12 protein-coding genes are annotated in these 16054 nt (G+C 68.0%); 5 read left to right on the top strand and 7 right to left on the bottom strand.

Going from position 1 to position 16054, the window contains the following annotated elements:
* The first annotated feature begins 427 nt into the window (after positions 1–427).
* The gene (locus ABIC51_RS07495) at positions 428–1819 is read left to right on the top strand and encodes a sigma-54 dependent transcriptional regulator (RefSeq protein ID WP_034196042.1); all 1392 of its coding nucleotides are present in this window, start codon (positions 428–430) and stop codon (positions 1817–1819) included.
* Between the two features lie 45 nt (positions 1820–1864).
* On the opposite strand, the gene ABIC51_RS07490 is transcribed toward ABIC51_RS07495, so the two are convergent.
* The 6 genes from ABIC51_RS07490 to ABIC51_RS07465 form a co-directional block, all read right to left on the bottom strand.
* A complete protein-coding gene (locus ABIC51_RS07490; RefSeq protein WP_146253249.1) occupies positions 1865–4345 on the bottom strand; it encodes a glycoside hydrolase family 2 protein in 2481 nt (826 codons plus the stop codon).
* On the bottom strand, positions 4342–5400 hold the full coding sequence (locus ABIC51_RS07485) for a DUF1839 family protein (protein WP_027791413.1): 1059 nt from the start codon (positions 5398–5400) through the stop codon (positions 4342–4344). The genes ABIC51_RS07490 and ABIC51_RS07485 overlap by 4 nt, the downstream gene beginning before the upstream one ends.
* Positions 5397–6371 carry an amino acid--[acyl-carrier-protein] ligase gene (locus tag ABIC51_RS07480; RefSeq protein WP_059696323.1) on the bottom strand — a complete coding sequence of 325 codons (975 nt, stop codon included), beginning with the start codon at positions 6369–6371 and terminating at the stop codon, positions 5397–5399. Before ABIC51_RS07480 ends, ABIC51_RS07485 begins: the two co-directional genes overlap by 4 nt.
* Positions 6368–7564 carry an acyl-CoA dehydrogenase family protein gene (locus ABIC51_RS07475; RefSeq protein ID WP_060171107.1) on the bottom strand — a complete coding sequence of 399 codons (1197 nt, stop codon included), beginning with the start codon at positions 7562–7564 and terminating at the stop codon, positions 6368–6370. The genes ABIC51_RS07480 and ABIC51_RS07475 overlap by 4 nt, the downstream gene beginning before the upstream one ends.
* Positions 7561–7812, bottom strand: a complete 252-nt coding sequence (locus ABIC51_RS07470; protein ID WP_006490451.1) for an acyl carrier protein — start codon at positions 7810–7812, stop codon at positions 7561–7563. The genes ABIC51_RS07475 and ABIC51_RS07470 overlap by 4 nt, the downstream gene beginning before the upstream one ends.
* 189 nt (positions 7813–8001) lie before the next feature.
* The gene (locus tag ABIC51_RS07465; protein WP_027791416.1) at positions 8002–8784 is read right to left on the bottom strand and encodes a Crp/Fnr family transcriptional regulator; all 783 of its coding nucleotides are present in this window, start codon (positions 8782–8784) and stop codon (positions 8002–8004) included.
* A gap of 923 nt (positions 8785–9707) precedes the next feature.
* Between ABIC51_RS07465 and ABIC51_RS07460 the strand changes: the two genes are divergently transcribed.
* The 4 genes from ABIC51_RS07460 to polX all read left to right on the top strand — a co-directional run bounded on the left by ABIC51_RS07460 (position 9708) and on the right by polX (position 14596).
* Positions 9708–10490 (top strand): Crp/Fnr family transcriptional regulator, encoded by a 783-nt coding sequence (locus ABIC51_RS07460; protein ID WP_027791417.1) that lies wholly within the window; start codon positions 9708–9710, stop codon positions 10488–10490.
* A gap of 2 nt (positions 10491–10492) precedes the next feature.
* Entirely contained in the window at positions 10493–11908 is a 1416-nt protein-coding gene (locus tag ABIC51_RS07455) for an undecaprenyl-phosphate glucose phosphotransferase (RefSeq protein ID WP_404841756.1), read from the top strand.
* Between the two features lie 380 nt (positions 11909–12288).
* Positions 12289–12681: a TraR/DksA family transcriptional regulator gene (locus tag ABIC51_RS07450; RefSeq protein ID WP_034196043.1), complete on the top strand. Its 393-nt coding sequence runs from the start codon at positions 12289–12291 to the stop codon at positions 12679–12681.
* A gap of 148 nt (positions 12682–12829) precedes the next feature.
* Positions 12830–14596 (top strand): DNA polymerase/3'-5' exonuclease PolX, encoded by a 1767-nt coding sequence (gene polX, locus ABIC51_RS07445; protein ID WP_175898007.1) that lies wholly within the window; start codon positions 12830–12832, stop codon positions 14594–14596.
* A gap of 48 nt (positions 14597–14644) precedes the next feature.
* Here the strand turns inward: polX and ald are convergent, their stop codons facing one another.
* The gene (gene ald / locus ABIC51_RS07440; RefSeq protein ID WP_027791421.1) at positions 14645–15760 is read right to left on the bottom strand and encodes an alanine dehydrogenase; all 1116 of its coding nucleotides are present in this window, start codon (positions 15758–15760) and stop codon (positions 14645–14647) included.
* Positions 15761–16054 lie beyond the last annotated feature (294 nt).

Here is a 16054-nt window from a genome sequence, read left to right as displayed (position 1 = left end):
CGTAACCGGTTGATTCAGGATTATCTTTTGGTAACACGACCATCTCGAAACGGGGTGTAAATTCAGATGCGGATGAAATGCGGCAGTCATTCCGGGAGCGGGTTGGCGGCCATCCGGTTCGGCATCGGGCGCCATTGTCGTGTACGACGTGACGCACATGCCGGCGGCATTCCCGTCTGCCGACGCGCTCCGCCTTGACGGCGGGGCGCTTCAAAGCGGGAACGTCGTGGCTCCCGCAGCCGCGCGTTCCCTTCGAGTTAGATGACAACGAGGCCGGATGACATCCGGCTCGACCTCCGGGGGTTCTCGCCGTGTGCAGTTTCGATCTTCGCCAAAGCTGCGGAAACGCAGCGCGGAAAGGCGGCCATGCGCCGCCGGCCGCAGCGCACGCGAACGGTTCGCGGAGTGGAGAAAGTGATGGTTCGTTATGAATATGCCAATAACGCGCGATAAGAGCGCCGGCGCGGGGAGTGGTAACGGGCAGCGTCCGCTGATTTACTGGACGCAGTCGCCGTCCGTCATGCTGCGAAAGGAACTGTCGCGACGCGACTGGAAAGTGTCGATCGTCGCGCAGGCGAGTGAGCTGCGCGACACATCCGGCGAGATCACCTGCGGCATCCTCGACCTGAGCGGCGGCCACGCCGACGCGATCGGCAGCATTGCGTCGACCTGCGCGTCGATGCGCGACGTCGTCTGGGTCGCACTCGTCGACGTCGGCCAGACGGCTTCGCCGAACGTGCGCGCGCTGTTGCGCGACTATTGCTTCGATTACGTCACGTTGCCGGCGTCGCACCAGCGGATCGCCGATACGGTCGGCCATGCGTACGGCATGGAATGCCTGTTCGCGCGCGACCGCGAACGGCTCGAATCCGAAGAGAAAGGCATTGTCGGCACCTGCAGCGCGATGCTGCGGCTGTTCGATACGGTGCGGCGCTTCGCGCGCACGGACGCACCGGTGTTCGTGTTCGGCGAAACGGGAACCGGCAAGGAGTTGACGGCCGTCGCGATCCATCGCCATTCGGAGCGCCGCAACGGTCCGTTCGTCGCGGTCAACTGCGGCGCCATTCCGCCACATCTGCTGCAATCCGAACTGTTCGGCTACGAGCGCGGCGCGTTTACGGGTGCGAACGCGCGCAAGATCGGTTATGTCGAAGCGGCGAACGGCGGCACGCTGCTGCTCGACGAGATCGGCGACCTGCCGCACGAGAGCCAGGCAAGCTTGCTGCGTTTTCTGCAGGAGCGTGCAATCCATCGCCTTGGCGGCAGCGATCCGGTGCCGGTCGATGTCAGGATCGTGTCGGCGACGCACGTCGACCTGCGCGACGCGATGGAGGAAGGGCGCTTCCGGGCCGACCTGTTCCACCGGCTGTGCGTGATGCGCATCGACCAGCCGCCGCTGCGCGCGCGCGGCAAGGACATCGAGCTGCTCGCGCATCACATGCTCGAGCGCTTCCGCGGCGACGCGCGCCATCGCGTGCGCGGCTTCTCGACGGATGCGATCACGGCGCTGTACAAGCACGACTGGCCCGGCAACGTTCGCGAACTGATCAACCGCGTGCGCCGCGCGGTCGTGATGACGGAAGGCCGCCTGATCACCGCCCAGGATCTCGAACTCGAATACTGTCTCGATGCGGCGTCGCCGTCGGTGGCCGACATCCGCAAGTCGATCGAGCGCGAGGCAATCGAAACGGCGCTGCTGCGCACGCGCGGGCGCGTCGCGGCTTCGGCGCGGGAGCTCGGGGTGTCGCGCGCGACGCTGTACCGCTGGATGGAGGCATACGGGATCGAGCGGCCGCGCGGGACGGGCTCGTCCGACTGAGATTCGACTGCGGCGCTCGCGGCTTGCGCAGCCGCGCGCGCCGCGTCAACCGGCCTGCGTGGCGCGCACCGCGCGCGCGGCGTTCACGGCGCGGATTTCCACGGCCGGCGGCCCATCCGCGGCCCCATTCTTCCCGGCCGTTCCAAGCGGAACGAGCACCACCCGCGCCGGCGTGCCGGGCGCGAGATGGAACCAGTCGTCGCGCGGCACGAATCCCGGCGCATCGATCTGCACATGGCGTGCGACGTGCCGTGTATCGATGTCGACGTGCCACGTGTCGCCGGTACGCGACACACACGCCTCCAGCCCGAGTTCGCGGCGCGCCAGCACCGCCGGATGCGTACGGGACGGGAAATGGAATGCCTGCGACAGCAGGGTGCCGTCGTCGCCGCGCAGGGTCGCGACGACGGTGTCGTGTTCGCAGGGCCCGAAGCGGTACGCGTAGGTCCAGTCGAAGAAGCGGCCGAGCAGCTCGGCCGAACCGATCCGCACCGTGTCGTGCGCGGCGATCCGAACCGGGCAGCCGGCCCGTGCAACCGCCGTGCGGCCGTCGCGCAGCGCGACCAGTTCGAGCGCCGCCGACAGCGGCGCGGGGCGCTCGTTGACGACATGCACGTCGAGCCCGTTCAGGCCTTCGTCGACGAGCAGCACCTGTACGGGTTGCAGCACCTGGCGCAGCGCATGCCACGCCGATTTCGGGCGGTGCGCGGCGTCGATTACCCCCCAGCCGGCGCCCGGCATCACGTCCTGGAACTGCCAGACCAGCGCGCCGGCGCAGCGCGAGCCGGTGCGCCGCCATTCGGAAAACGTCTCGCGCATCACGTCGGCGACCACCGCGCGCGACAGTTCGAAGTAGCGCGCCGGATCCTCGCGCCGCAGCCGGTCGGGCACGACGTCGTACAGCGTCTGCAGATAGTGGTCGCGAATGTCCTCGAAATCCCACGACGTGCCGGGGTCGCGCGGCACGGCGGTTTTCCAGCGCGGCTCGTGCACGCCGGGCCAGCCGAGCTCGGCGAGCGTCGCGTCGCATGGCACGTTCGAGAACGCGAGGCATTCGCTTGCGAAGCGCACGTCCGCGCGGCGCGCGTCATCGAGCGGGCGCAGGTAGGCACCGACACCGTAATAGTGCGACACGCGTTCGCGCGGCATGAACGGCAGCACGCCGCCGTCGGGCGAATCGGGCACGTACGGGACGTCGGGCCGGCATGCGGCCGCATGGCCGGCCAGCCGGTCGGCGGTCAGCTCGAGGAAGCGCTGCTTCGGCCCGAGCCCGGACATCGCGGCCTGCTGCGCGATCTCGCTGCCGCCGCACAGGACGGCAAGCGACGGCGATGCGCCGTGACGCGAGAGGAACTGTCGGGCTTCGCGATCGACGTTGTCCGCGAACGCGGGGTCGTCGAGCGCGTAGTCGAAGTTCGCGAACATGAAATCCTGCCAGACCAGCAGGCCGAGCCGGTCGCACCACGCATGAAAGGCATCGGCCTCGTAGGTCATCGTGCCGCCGACGCGGATCATGTTGAAGCCGGCGTCGCGCGCGAGCCCGAGCAGGCGGGCGTAGGTGGCGTCGTCCGCGTGCAGCGCGAGCGGCGCGGCACTGCTCCAGCACGCGCCGCGCGCGAACACGGGCACGCCGTTGACGCGCAGCCCGAAGCCCTTGCCGTCGGCGCCGGGGTCGACCTCGATCGTGCGAAAGCCCGTCGCGCCGAGCGGCCGACGCTCGGCGCCGATATGCAGCGCGATGTCGTACAGCACCGGCTCGCCGTGCGTATGCGGCCACCAGCGGCACACGTTGGGCACCGCGACGCTTGCGCGCAGGCGATCGGGGCCCGCACGTTCGAGCGTGGCGTGGTGCTGGCCGCACGACAGCCGTGCCGCGAGCGCGTCGGGCAGCGGCGCGGCGAACGTCAGGTCCGCGTCGAGCCAGCCGGTGTCGCCTTCGATGCGCGCGTGCAGGTTGCAATCGGCGAGAACGGGCCCGTCGGCCGGATCGAGCACGTCCACGGGCCGCCACGGGCCGGTCGGCACATGCGGCGGAAACCAGCCCGGCATGTGCCCGAACAGCGAAGTGCGGATCGTGCGCAGGGCTGCCGGCTCCGCGAGGCGCGTGCGCCAGCGCGCGCGGCGCGGCGCGCGCGCGTCGCGCAGGTGCGGGGCGAGCGCGCGGAAACAGAGGGTCAGCCGGTGCGACCCGTCGAGCGACACGGGCACGTCGTGCGCGACGAACATGCTGTCGGAGCGGAGGATCGGCGTGTCGTCGAGCCACGCCTGCGCGAGCGTCGCGAGGCCGTGGAAGCGCAGCACGCGCGGCCCGTGTCCGCGCAGTTCGATCCGGTACCAGTGGTCGCGTTCGTCGAGCGATACGGCTTCGTCGAGCCGGCCGGCGAGCGCGAGCGACTGTGCCACGGTACCGGGCACGGCCGCCGGAATCCAGCCGTTGCCGGCGGCCGGGAGATCGCGCGGTTCCCGCGCGGCCCCCGCGGCCGTCGCCAGCATCGACCACGCGGGCAGGGCGCGCGTGCGCGTCACCGCATGACCGGCACGGGTGCCGCCGTGTCGCTGTGCACGGGCGTCATGTGCCGCAGCGGCAAGCCGATCTGCCGCGCGCACGCGACCACGTCCGCGTAGGCGGCCTCGATCGCTTCGAGCGTCGAATCGCCGCGTTCTTCCTTGCCGCGCGCGCAGGCGCGTGCGAGCCGGAATTCCAGCACCATCGCTTCGGACGCGATGCGGTCGCACGCGGCGCGGATCTCGGCGAACGGCCCGACGCAGCCGCTGGCCTGCAGCCAGCGCGCGTAATGGCCGAACAGCTCGAAGTTCGCGCCGAGCTGCCGCACCGAGTTGAACGAGTACGCATGAAAGCGCTCGAGCGGCGAATCGGCGAGCGTCCGCGCGTCGGTCTGCAACTGCCGCCGGAACGCGGCGATCGGGTCGACCACCGGCAGGCGCCGCAGGTGGCGCTGCAGCGCGGCGAGCGACGTCTCGCACAGCGTGCGTTCGTCGAGCGGCGCAAACCGCCGTTTCGCGCATTCGACATAGGGTGGCAGCGTCATCGGCGAGCTGCCGCCGACGAGCCCGTCGTAGTCGAAATCCTCGGCCACGTAATAACCGCTGTTGTGGAAGTAGCCGATCTGGCGATTCGCGCGGTCGATCGCATCGATGCCGATCGTCGTCTTCGTGTGCTGCGTGCGGTAGCTGCTGCCGCGCGTATCGGGCAGGAACCACGCGTCGACTTCGACGATCATCAGGTGACCGCGCGCGACCTGCGTCTCGATGTGCCGGTCGAGCGGTTCGTAGATCGAGTGCTCCTGCACGACGATGCCGTACAGCCGCTCCAGTTCGTCGTGCGGAAACTTGAAGAACGTGAACTGGTCGCCCTCGAAATCGAGCGCGATCGTGAACGGCAACGCCGCGTACGGATTGAAGCCCCACCACCGGAGCACTTCGAGCCACATGTCGACGTAGCAGTTGGTCTGCTTCCAGACCATCTCCTGGCTGTGCAGCGGATGTGGCCGGTAGTGGCGCGCACGGTGACGCACATCCTCGAACGACGCGTCTTCGCCGTCGCGGGACACGAATCTCATCGCGTGCCCCACAGCACGTCGCGGACTTCACGCGGCCATGCATCGATGTCGAAGCCGTGGTGGCGGAACAGCGCGAGCGTGAGCCGTTCGAGGCCGAAGCCGACGCAGCCCGTGTGCGCGACCTCGTCCGTCGCGGTGCGGATGTTCCACAGCAGCCCGAAATGGTCCATGTGGTAATTGAAGCTCAGGCAGGCGGTCTGGCGATCGTCGTGCTCGATCGGGATCAGCAGCTCGAACTTCAGGTTCTGCTCGCGCTGGCTGTTCGCGACGATCTTGCCGCCGCGCCCGAAGAACGGGTCGTTCGCGAGGTCGATCGCGTTGGGCAGGCGCAGCGCCTCGATCATCCGCGTGCCGCGTTCGATCCAGGTCTCGCGGAACGAGACGATCTGCTCGGGCGTGCCGATCCGCACGTATTCGCGCATCCGGAACAACTGCATGCGGGTCGGGTCGAGCGACGGCTCGTGGCGGAAGCAGTACGAGAATACGTCGACGATCCGGCCGTCGGCCGGCAGCGCGCCCGCGCGCGCCACGACAGGGTAGACGGGGTAGCACGCGGCCGGCGTCATCACGACATAGGTCGGCTTCTGGCTTTCCGTCCAGTCGTCGCCGCGATCGAGGCACTGCAGTACGCGCTGGTGCTGGCGTTCGTCGCCGCAGAACGCATGCACGCTGCCCGCGAGCTGGGGGAAGCTCTTCATGTATTCGCTGCGCTCGAACTCGATGCGGCTCATGGCCGGCGGAAAGCGCAGCACTTCGGCCTGCTGGTCGGCGCCGATGCGCGTGACGAACGCGTCGAGCGCTTCCACGACGCGCTCGAACCGTTCGCTGCGGCCGAACAGGCCCTGGATACCGGTCGAGACCAGCAGGCCCGCGTCGATCAGTTCGTCGCGCAGCGGGTTGACGCCCGGGCGGTCGAGCGGTGCGTCGGCGGGAGCGGAGGCGGCGGAGGGCACGGCAAGGCGATCGTTCACGTATGTTTCTCCAGCGTCGCAGGACGCAGCGCGAGCAGCAGGTTCGAGGTGTTGGTGGCAATGCGGTCGTTGCTGATCATCAGCGGCGCAGCATGCAGGTCGCGAATGTGGCGGCCGATGCTGAACGGCGTGCCTTGCTTGTAGCCGGCCATCCCGCAGATCATCATGGCCTGGTGCGCGACTTCCAGCGCGGTCGTCGACACGTAGGTCTTCAGCGTGTTGATCTCGGCGGCCCAGGCCATCCCGGCCGACCACGAGCGCGCGGTCGCATTCGCATGGAGGCGCAGCACGTTGTCGACGCGGGCCTGCATGGCCTGCATCAGCGCGAGCGATTCGGCGATGCGTCGCGACGCGGGCGACGGTGCGCCGTCGGTCTGGCGTGCCTGCGCGCGGAAGAACTGGTGCGCGCGATGGAACGCGTCGCCGGCCACGCCGATCCAGACCGCGGCCCACAGGATGTGCGACACCGGCACCATCGTTTCCTCGGCGATCTTCGCGAACGGCACCGGCAGGCACTGGACGGCGGCGCCTTGCGCGTCGAGCTCGAAACCGTTGCTGCAGGTGCCGCGCATCCCGAGCGTGTCCCATTCGCCGCGGCGCGTGAGCGTGTAGCCGTCGCGCAGCAGCGTGACGAGCACCTGCTCGGAAGCCGGGGCGTCCGCATCGCGTCGTGCGGTCGCGAGGATGCCGTCCGCATAGTCGCCGTACGAGATCGTCGGCGCGGATTTGCGCAGCCGGAACTCGCCGTTGTCGGTTTCGAGCGCGCACTGGCTCGCGCGCAGGTTGCCGCCGACGCCGTTTTCCGACGTAGCCGATGCGAGCAGCCACTGGTGGCGCACGAGTTGCTGCAGGAACAGCTTGTGCCAGCCCTGGTCGACCGCATGGTCGACGATGCAGGCGACCTGGATCTGGTGCATCGCGAACACCATGGCCGACGACGCGCAGGCCTGGCCGAGAATCGAACAGGCCGACGCGATGTCCTCCAGCGACGCGCCAGCGCCGCCGAGATGGGTCGGCACCATTGCGCCGAGCAGGCGGCGCGCGCGCATCGCCTCGATCGCCTCGACGGGGCAGCGCGCGTCGCGGTCGACCGCGTCCGCGTGCTGCGCGGCGATCTGCGCGACGGCATGCGCGGCCTCGTCGAGCCGATGCGCATCGCTGTCGGTCGCGAGTTCGGGAAGCAGCGCGCTCATGCGGAATGCTCGGTGCGTTGCAGCGTGGCGATCGTGTCCGCGAGCGCGTCGATGCTGCGGAACAGGTTGCGGTTCAGCATCTCGTCGGGAATCTCGATGTTGAATTGCTTCTCGATCGCGAGCATCAGCTGGATCGTATCGAGCGACGAGAGGCCCGCTTCGTAGAGGTCGTCCCCGTCGCCGATCGAATCGATCGCGGCTTCGAGGTGGGCGACGTGCTTGAGGATGGTTCTGATTTCGTTTTTCACGTGCTGCTCCGGCGTGCGTGGTGTCGTCCGCTCGGGCAGACGCGGCATACGCGCTGACGTCCCCCCGGCAGTCCGGCATCAGTAGACCATTGGCAGGCACGGCGTTCTGTTCGCCACCCTACAAACCGCTAACCCTGCGTACAGAGGAAGCGCAGCGCCGAAGCGCCGCGCGGGCAGGCGGGAGGCGGGTCAGGCGCGCGAAGCGGCCGGCACACCCGAGTCGGCCGACAGGATGCGCTTCATCTCGTCACGCACGATCGCGCGGCAGCCGCACGACATCTTCTCGAGACCGTCGAGGTCGGCGAGCTCGATCGAACTCCGGTATTGCCGGATCAGGCCCAGCTTCTGAATCTCGCCGGCGGCATCGGTGACCGTTTCGCGCCGCACGCCGAGCATCTGCGCCAGCATGCTGTGCGTCACCTGGATTTCGATGCTGCGGGTCCGGTCGTACGCGAGCAGGAACCATCTGCATAACTGATGTTTGAGCACGTGATGACGGCTGCAGAACGTGATCTGCGAGACCTGCGCCATCAGCAGCCGCACGCAGACGAACACGAGATGGCGAATGACCGGCGACGCGTCGAACGCGGCGGCGAACACGCGCCGGTCGAGCCGGTAGGCGAAACCGTCGCGGCAGGCCACTGCCCGGCAGGGCATCCGGCCGCTGCCGCCGATCACGTCGTCGCACGCCACGCTCTCGCTGCCGATCTCCGCGACTTCCAGCGTCATGCCGCCGGACGACACGTACTGCAGCGAAATCGCGGTCGTGACGGGCAGGTAGACCGCGGCGAGCATTTCGCCGGGCTCGCAGAGCACTTGCCCCGATTTCAGGTGGACAAGTTGAAGGTGGGGGGCGAATGTCGCAAGTTCATCGCGGTCGACGGCCGCGAGAAACCGGTTCGCATCGAAGCTGTGAGAAAGCTCGATCATGCCGTTCGCGTACGCGACGGTATCAGGGGCCTGGTGAGTCACGGCGCATCCTCGTAGGGTGGCGGTCGCGCGTCGTCTCGGCGATACCCCGAAAATGGGGAATTCGCACGATCGTGCGGACTTGTGTTCGTCAGAAATGGAGTGACGATACTCGCGAAAAGGCTAACACGCCATTGAATTCGATCAATTGCACATTGCGTCATTTCACAAAGTTTGACGATTTTTGGCGGGCGGGAATGTTATCCGGATTTAATGATTCGTTTTAGTGGAATTAATCATCCGGAAATCGAATGGGACGTTTGACATTCATTCGATGTCGAACGGGAATCAATCGAACGGTGCCGTGCTTCGTGCGGCGAAAGTGCCGGGCGGACATTGAACATTATTTGACAATCGAATGACGCTCGCAAAAATATCCATAAAAATCAATTGTGTACGAGCGAAATGTGCGTCAGGCAACAGAGCCTGAATTTAGTGTATCGATTCAAATTTGAGACAGTTTCAAACGGCCGTGCGAGGCATGATGCCGCAGCGAAGTGCTGCAGGGCACATCACGGAAACAATTGAAAATCGACTGTAAGTATATGAGCGACAAGCCTGGCAGCCCCGCCGTATCTGTCTTGGTTCGATGCAGGGGAAATGATCAGTCAAATAGCTCGCGGTGTCCGGCGCCCGGAAGAGTGTCCGGAAATGAGACGCTTTTTCTGGTTTTGAGCCGGTAATTCGGGCGATCTAAATCGGGCGTGATTCACATATTAAGGATGGGCAAGGTTTGGCACGTAAATCGCTTATTCGGGCTGGCGTGTCGAAACGGGACGGCCGATTCGATCCGGCGGCAATGAGCCGAGGGTCGGTCGGAATCAGGGTTGTGGGCCGCAACCACCGCCGACGTCCGGGCGCGCATCGCGATAACGAGTTCCGTGCCCGCGGCTGCATGCGGCGCGAACGATAAAAGGGATACAGACATGCTTCATCTTCACTCGAGCTACTCGGCGAATGCCATCCTCGATGCCCTCCCGGAGGACAGCATCCGCACCATCGCACCGCATCTCGAACTGGTCAGGATCAAGGCCGGGATGCTCGAGCGGGTCGGCGAACCGATGCGCCACGTGCATTTCCCGACGACGTCGATGATGTCGGTGCAGCACCTGATGGAGGATGGTGCGATGGTCGAGGTGGCGCAGGTCGGCCGCGAGGGAGTGGTCGGTCTGGCGACGCTGGTCGGTGGCGCCGCGGCGTCGCACCGGATCGAGGTCCGCATCGGCGGGATGGCCTATCGTGTGCCGAGCTGCGTGATGCGCGCCGAATTCGAGCGGTCGCCGGCGACCTACCGGCTGCTGCTCAGCTACTGCCAGGCCGCGATGGCGCAGATCTCGCGCAGCGCGCTGTGCAACCGGCATCACTCGGTCAGCGAGCAGCTCAGCCGCTGGCTGCTGCTCGCGCACGACCGCATCGACGGCGACGAACTGGCGGTCACGCAGCAGACGATCGCGAACATGCTCGGCGTGCGGCGCGAAGGCGTGACGGAAGCGGCCGGCAACCTGCAGGAAGCCGGACTGATCCGGCAGCGCCGCGGCCGCATCACGGTGCTCGACCGCGACGGCCTCGAACATCACGCGTGCGAATGCTACGACCTGATTCGCGCCGACTATCGCAGGCTGCTCGGCACCCGCGAGACGGCGAGGCCGACACCCGTTCGGCCCCGCATGCCGGACGGGCATCGCGGGTTCCCCGCACATGGTGCGTGACGATGCAGCCGAGGTTCGGTGGAACGAATGCGATGCGGCGTGCCGCGATCGCAGCGACCGACGCCGTACTCGTGCTGGCCGGCGCGCTCGCGGCGCAGGCGGCCTCGGGCCTCGCGTGGCGCGCGCTGTCCGACGCGCAGCGCGGCGCGATCGCGCTGCTGTGCGTGCTGACGGTGGCGTTGCTGCCGCGCTACCTGCGCACCGTGCGCGGCAGCGTGGCGCCGCAAGGCGGCACGCATGCGCTGACGCAGACGATCGTGGCGCTCGTCTGCGCGAGCGTGCTGACGGTGGGCGCCGCGATGTGGATCATGAACCGCGGCGGCACGATCACGACACGCTGGATCGCACGCACGGTGCTGGCCGGCGACGCGGCGCTGCTGCTCGGCCGTGCCGCGCTGCTGGCGCTGGCACTGACGCGCGACGACCCGCGCGCGCGGCAGCGCCGCGTCGCGGTGGTCGGTGCGACGGCGTACGGGCGTGTCGCGGTCGAGCGGATGCAGCTCGCGCCGCAGGGCCCTTTCGTGGCGGCGTGCGTATTCGATGACGACGCGCCGGCTGCCGCCGGCGGCATCGGCGGCGTGCCGGTGATCGACGACTGGAACGCACTGCGCGACCTGATTCGCGGTGGAGAGATCGACGAGGTATGGCTCACGCTGCCGATGTCGCAAGAGTGGCGGATCCAGCGCATCGTCCGTGAGTTGCGCGACGAGTTCGTGGAATTGCGGCTGCTGCCCGACGTGCGGCAGATGGCGATGGTCGATCGCTCGGCCACCGACGTGCTCGGCATGCCGGCGATCAATCTCGCGACCACGCCGCGCTCGGCCCCGGAGCTGTGGGCGAAGTTCGCGTTCGACCGGCTGTTCGCATTCGGTGTGCTGATTCCGCTGCTGCCGCTGCTGTCGATACTGGCGATCGCGGTCAAGCTGTCGTCGCCGGGGCCCGTGCTGTTCAGGCAGCGCCGCAAGGGCGTCGACGGCCGGGAGTTCGACATCCTGAAGTTCCGGACGATGCGCGTGCATCGCGCACAACCGGGCGTCGTGCGGCAGGCATCGCGCAACGATGCGCGCATCACGCGCGTCGGCGCGTTCCTGCGGCGCACGTCGCTCGACGAGCTGCCGCAGTTCTTCAACGTGCTGTTCGGGCAGATGTCGGTCGTCGGCCCGCGTCCGCATGCGATCGAACACGACGACCTTTACCGGCAACTGATCGACTGCTACATGTACCGCTACCGCGTGCGGCCCGGCATCACCGGATGGGCACAGGTGAACGGCTATCGCGGCGAGACGCGCAAGGTCGAGGCGATGGAGGCGCGCGTCAAGTTCGACCTGTTCTACATGCAGAACTGGAGCTTCTGGTTCGACATGAAGATCATCCTGTTGACGGTCGTGCGAGGGTTCATCGGCCGGAATGCCTTTTGAGGATTGCGAATCGTCCGGTGCGGTAAATCACGCCGGCAAATCCGTCGGTGGATCGATGCCGAACCGAAGGACAGACGCGATCATGCGGCGAATTGCTGCGCTGCGGCTGCGCTGACGGGCGTTGCGGCGTGAATCCTGCATCGTGTTTTCGCGTCCGTCCCCAGTTTCCGCAAGCCTTCACGTGCATCGCGGGGCACGCTGATTCCGGTCAACACACGCGTGTGCAATGGGTTTATCCTGCATCGAATGCGTCCGGCGCCTGATGCGTCCGGGCGCGTATCCGTGGCGCGGCGGCGCCGGTCGAACCTTGCCCGCCGCACACCGGCGCGACACTGCGCGCGACCATTTTCCGCGCGGAACCCGGAACAGGAGAGACGGCCATGGCGCTCGACGCACAACAACGGCAGACGCTGAAACAGCGGCTGAACGAGAGCGAGCAGACGTTACGTGCGGAGATACGCACGAGCGAAGACCAGCGCGCGTCGGAATCCTATGCAGATCTCGCCGGCGCGGCGCCGGACGAGGGCGACGAGGCGAATGCGGACCTGTTCGTCGACGTCGATCACGCATTGATCGGCATGAAACTGACCGAACTGCGCGCGGTCGGCCGCGCGCAGCAGCGGATGCGCGACGGCAGCTACGGCGAATGCATCGACTGCGACGGTTCGGTCGGCTACGAGCGCCTGCTGGCGCGCCCGGCCGCCGAACGCTGCACGCATTGCCAGTCGATCTACGAGCGGCACTACGCCACGACGCCGCGCGCCACCCTCTGACGTCGCGCCGCAACGTCGCTGCACGCGACGCACGGCCGGCGTACGATGACGAACGTGCGCCCGGCGGCGTCGGCATGCGGCACCGCGCGGGCAGACGGCGTCGCGCACGCGCGCGGCACCATCCACGTGGAAGGGAGCCACGCCGATCATGCCGATCCACAATGCCGGGTGTGCGGCCGTGTTCGCCGAGATCGCCGACATGCTCGAGATCCAGGGCGCCAATCCGTTCCGGGTGCGGGCGTATCGCAACGCCGCGCGCACGATCGCCGACTACGGGCGCGATATCGCGACGATGATCGCGAACGGCGACGATCTCGGGAAGATTCCGTCGATCGGGCCCGATCTCGCGTCGAAGCTGCGCGAGATCGCCGCGACCGGCACCTGCGAACTCCAGCAAACGCTGCGTCACGCACTGCCGGGCGCGATCGTCGAACTGCTCGACGTGCCGGGGCTCGGCGCGAAACGCGTGAAAGCGCTGCATGACGCGCTGCACGTCGATTCGCTCGAACAGCTTCGCGCCGAGGCGAAGAGCGGGCACGTGCGTGAATTGCCCGGCTTCGGCGCGAAAACCGAAGCCCATCTGCTCGAAGCGATCGACGACCGGCTGCAACGCGAACCCCAACGCTTCCTGCTGCCGGATGCGGCGCACGCGCTGCTGCCGCTGCTCGAACGCCTGCGCGCGATTGCGGGTGTCGGCAAGGCCGTGCCGGCCGGCAGCTTCCGCCGCCGCCGCGAGACGGTCGGCGATCTCGACATCCTCGTCACCGCACGCGATCCGCAGGCCGTCGCCGACGCGTTCGTCGGCTACGGCGAGGTGGCGCGCGTGCTGGCGCACGGCAAGACGAAGTCGAGCGTCGTGCTCGCGAGCGGGTTGCAGGTCGACCTGCGCGTCGTCGATGCCGATGCGTTCGGCGCGGCGCTCGTCTACTTCACCGGATCGAAGGCGCACAACATCGCGTTGCGCAGGATCGCGCAGGCCGGCGGGCTGAAGATCAACGAATATGGCGTGTTTCGTGGCGACGAACGGATTGCCGGCGCGACCGAGGCGTCGGTGTATGCGGCGATCGGGCTGCACGAAGTTCCGCCCGAATTGCGCGAGGATCGTGGCGAGATCGACGCGGCGCGCGCGGGCGCGCTACCGGCGCTGGTCGAGCGCAAGCATGTGCATGGCGACCTGCATGCGCATACCGACGCATCGGCCGGCCGCGACAGCGTGCGCGCGATGGCCGATGCGGCACGCGCACGCGGATTCGCGTACCTGGCCATCACCGACCGGGCACCGGATGCCGGCGGCGGCCGCAACGGCTTCGACTGGCTTGCCCGGCAACTCGACGAGATCGACCGCCTGAACGCGTCGTTCGACGATTTCGTGCTGCTCAAGGGCGTGGAGGCCGGCATTCTCGAGGACGGCAGCCTCGACGTGCCCGACGCGTTGCTCGGCCGGCTCGATCTCGTGGTCGGTGCGGTACGCGACGGCTTCGAGTTGTCGCGCGACGCGCAGACCGCGCGCGTGCTGCGCGCGATGGACCAGCCGCATTTCACGATTCTCGCGCACCCGACGGGCCGCATGCTCGGCGAGCGCGCCGCATGCGAACTCGACGTGGCACGCGTGATCGCGCATGCCGCGGCGCGCGGCTGTTTCGTCGAACTCGATGCGCAGCCGCGGCGGCTCGACCTGCCGGACATCTGGTGCCGCGAGGCCGCGAAGGCCGGCGTGCCGGTGGCGATCGGCTCGGATGCGTGCAGCACGGACGAACTCGACAATCTCGCATACGGCGTCGATCAGGCGCGACGCGGCTGGCTGACGCGGCCCGACGTGCTGAACACGCGCACGCTCGCGCAATTGAGGCCGCTGCTTGCACGCACGATGGGAGTAGACGGCGCGTCCAGGCGCCGCGGCTCGAAGGGCGCATGAACGCGGCAGGCGGGCGCGAGCCGCCCGCCGTGCGAGAAGGCGGTCACGTCATGCCAGCACGCCGGCCGCCGGCACGTAGGGCAGGCCGAGCGCCAGCGCGACCGCTTCGTACGTGATATGCCCGTCGCACACGTTCAGGCCCGCGCGCAGGTGCGGATCGTCGGTCATCGCCTGCTTCCAGCCCTTGTCGGCGAGTGCGAGCGCGTGCCCGAGCGTCGCGTTGTTCAGCGCGAAGGTCGACGTGCGCGCGACCGCGCCGGGCATGTTCGCGACGCAGTAGTGCACGACGCCGTCGACGACGAAGGTCGGGTCCGCGTGCGTCGTCGCATGCGAAGTCTCGAAGCATCCGCCCTGGTCGATCGCGACGTCGACGACGACCGCCCCCGTGCGCATCGTCGCGATCATGTCGCGCGTGACGAGCCGCGGCGCCGATGCGCCCGGCACGAGTACGGCGCCGATCACGACGTCGGCATCGCGCACGGCTTCGTCGATCGTGTGCGCGTTCGAGCAGACGGTCGCGATCCGGTTGGCGAACACGAGGTCGAGCTGGCGCAGCCGGTTCACGTTGGTGTCGAGCACGGTGACGCGCGCGCCGAGGCCGACCGCCATCTGCAGTGCGCCGGTGCCCACCACGCCCGCGCCGAGCACGACGACGTGCGCGGCCGGCACGCCGGGCACACCGGCCATCAGCAGGCCGCGCCCGCCGCGCGGGCTTTCGAGGTGGGTCGCCGCGACCTGGATCGACATGCGCCCGGCCACCTCGCTCATCGGCGCGAGCAGCGGCAGGCCGCCGCCCGGGCCCGTCACGGTTTCGTACGCGATGCAGACGGCGCCTGACTTCACGAGTGCTGCGGCCTGTCCGGGATCGGGCGCGAGATGCAGGTACGTGTAGAGGATCTGCCCGCGTCGCAGCATCGCGCATTCCGCCGGCTGCGGCTCCTTGACCTTGATGATCATGTCGGCACGCGCGAAGACTTCGTCGGCGCCGTCGCAGAGCGATGCGCCCGCGGCCGTGTAGTCGTTGTCGAGCAGGCCGATCGCGGTGCCCGCGCCGCGCTGCACCAGCACGCGGTGGCCGTGCCGAGTGAGTTCGCGCGCGCCGGCCGGCGTGAGGCCGACACGGTATTCGTGGTTCTTGATCTCCTTCGGCACGCCGATCAGCATGAGTCGCCTCCATGGCCTTCGTTATCGTTGTCGTGCAGGTGCGCCGTGCGGCCGATCGCGCGGATGCGTATCGACCGCGGTACTGGAATAACAGGGTAGTAGCGCGCGGAGGGAAGTCAAGCGGCCGGCCCGCGCGCACTGCGTTGCAACATCCGTCGTGGCGGGTTGCGACCGGAGGTCGCAATGCGCGTGTTGCCGGGTTTCGGTATCGTCATGTGTGTCGCGGCCCGGGGCCGCGCGCCGGCGTTTTGCCGGCAGCACGTCGAGATAACGACACAACGAGACGAGGGCATT

Source organism: Burkholderia sp. 572, from assembly GCF_040545135.1.
GTDB lineage: Bacteria > Pseudomonadota > Gammaproteobacteria > Burkholderiales > Burkholderiaceae > Burkholderia > Burkholderia cepacia.
This window is presented reverse-complemented; position numbering and strand designations above follow the sequence as displayed.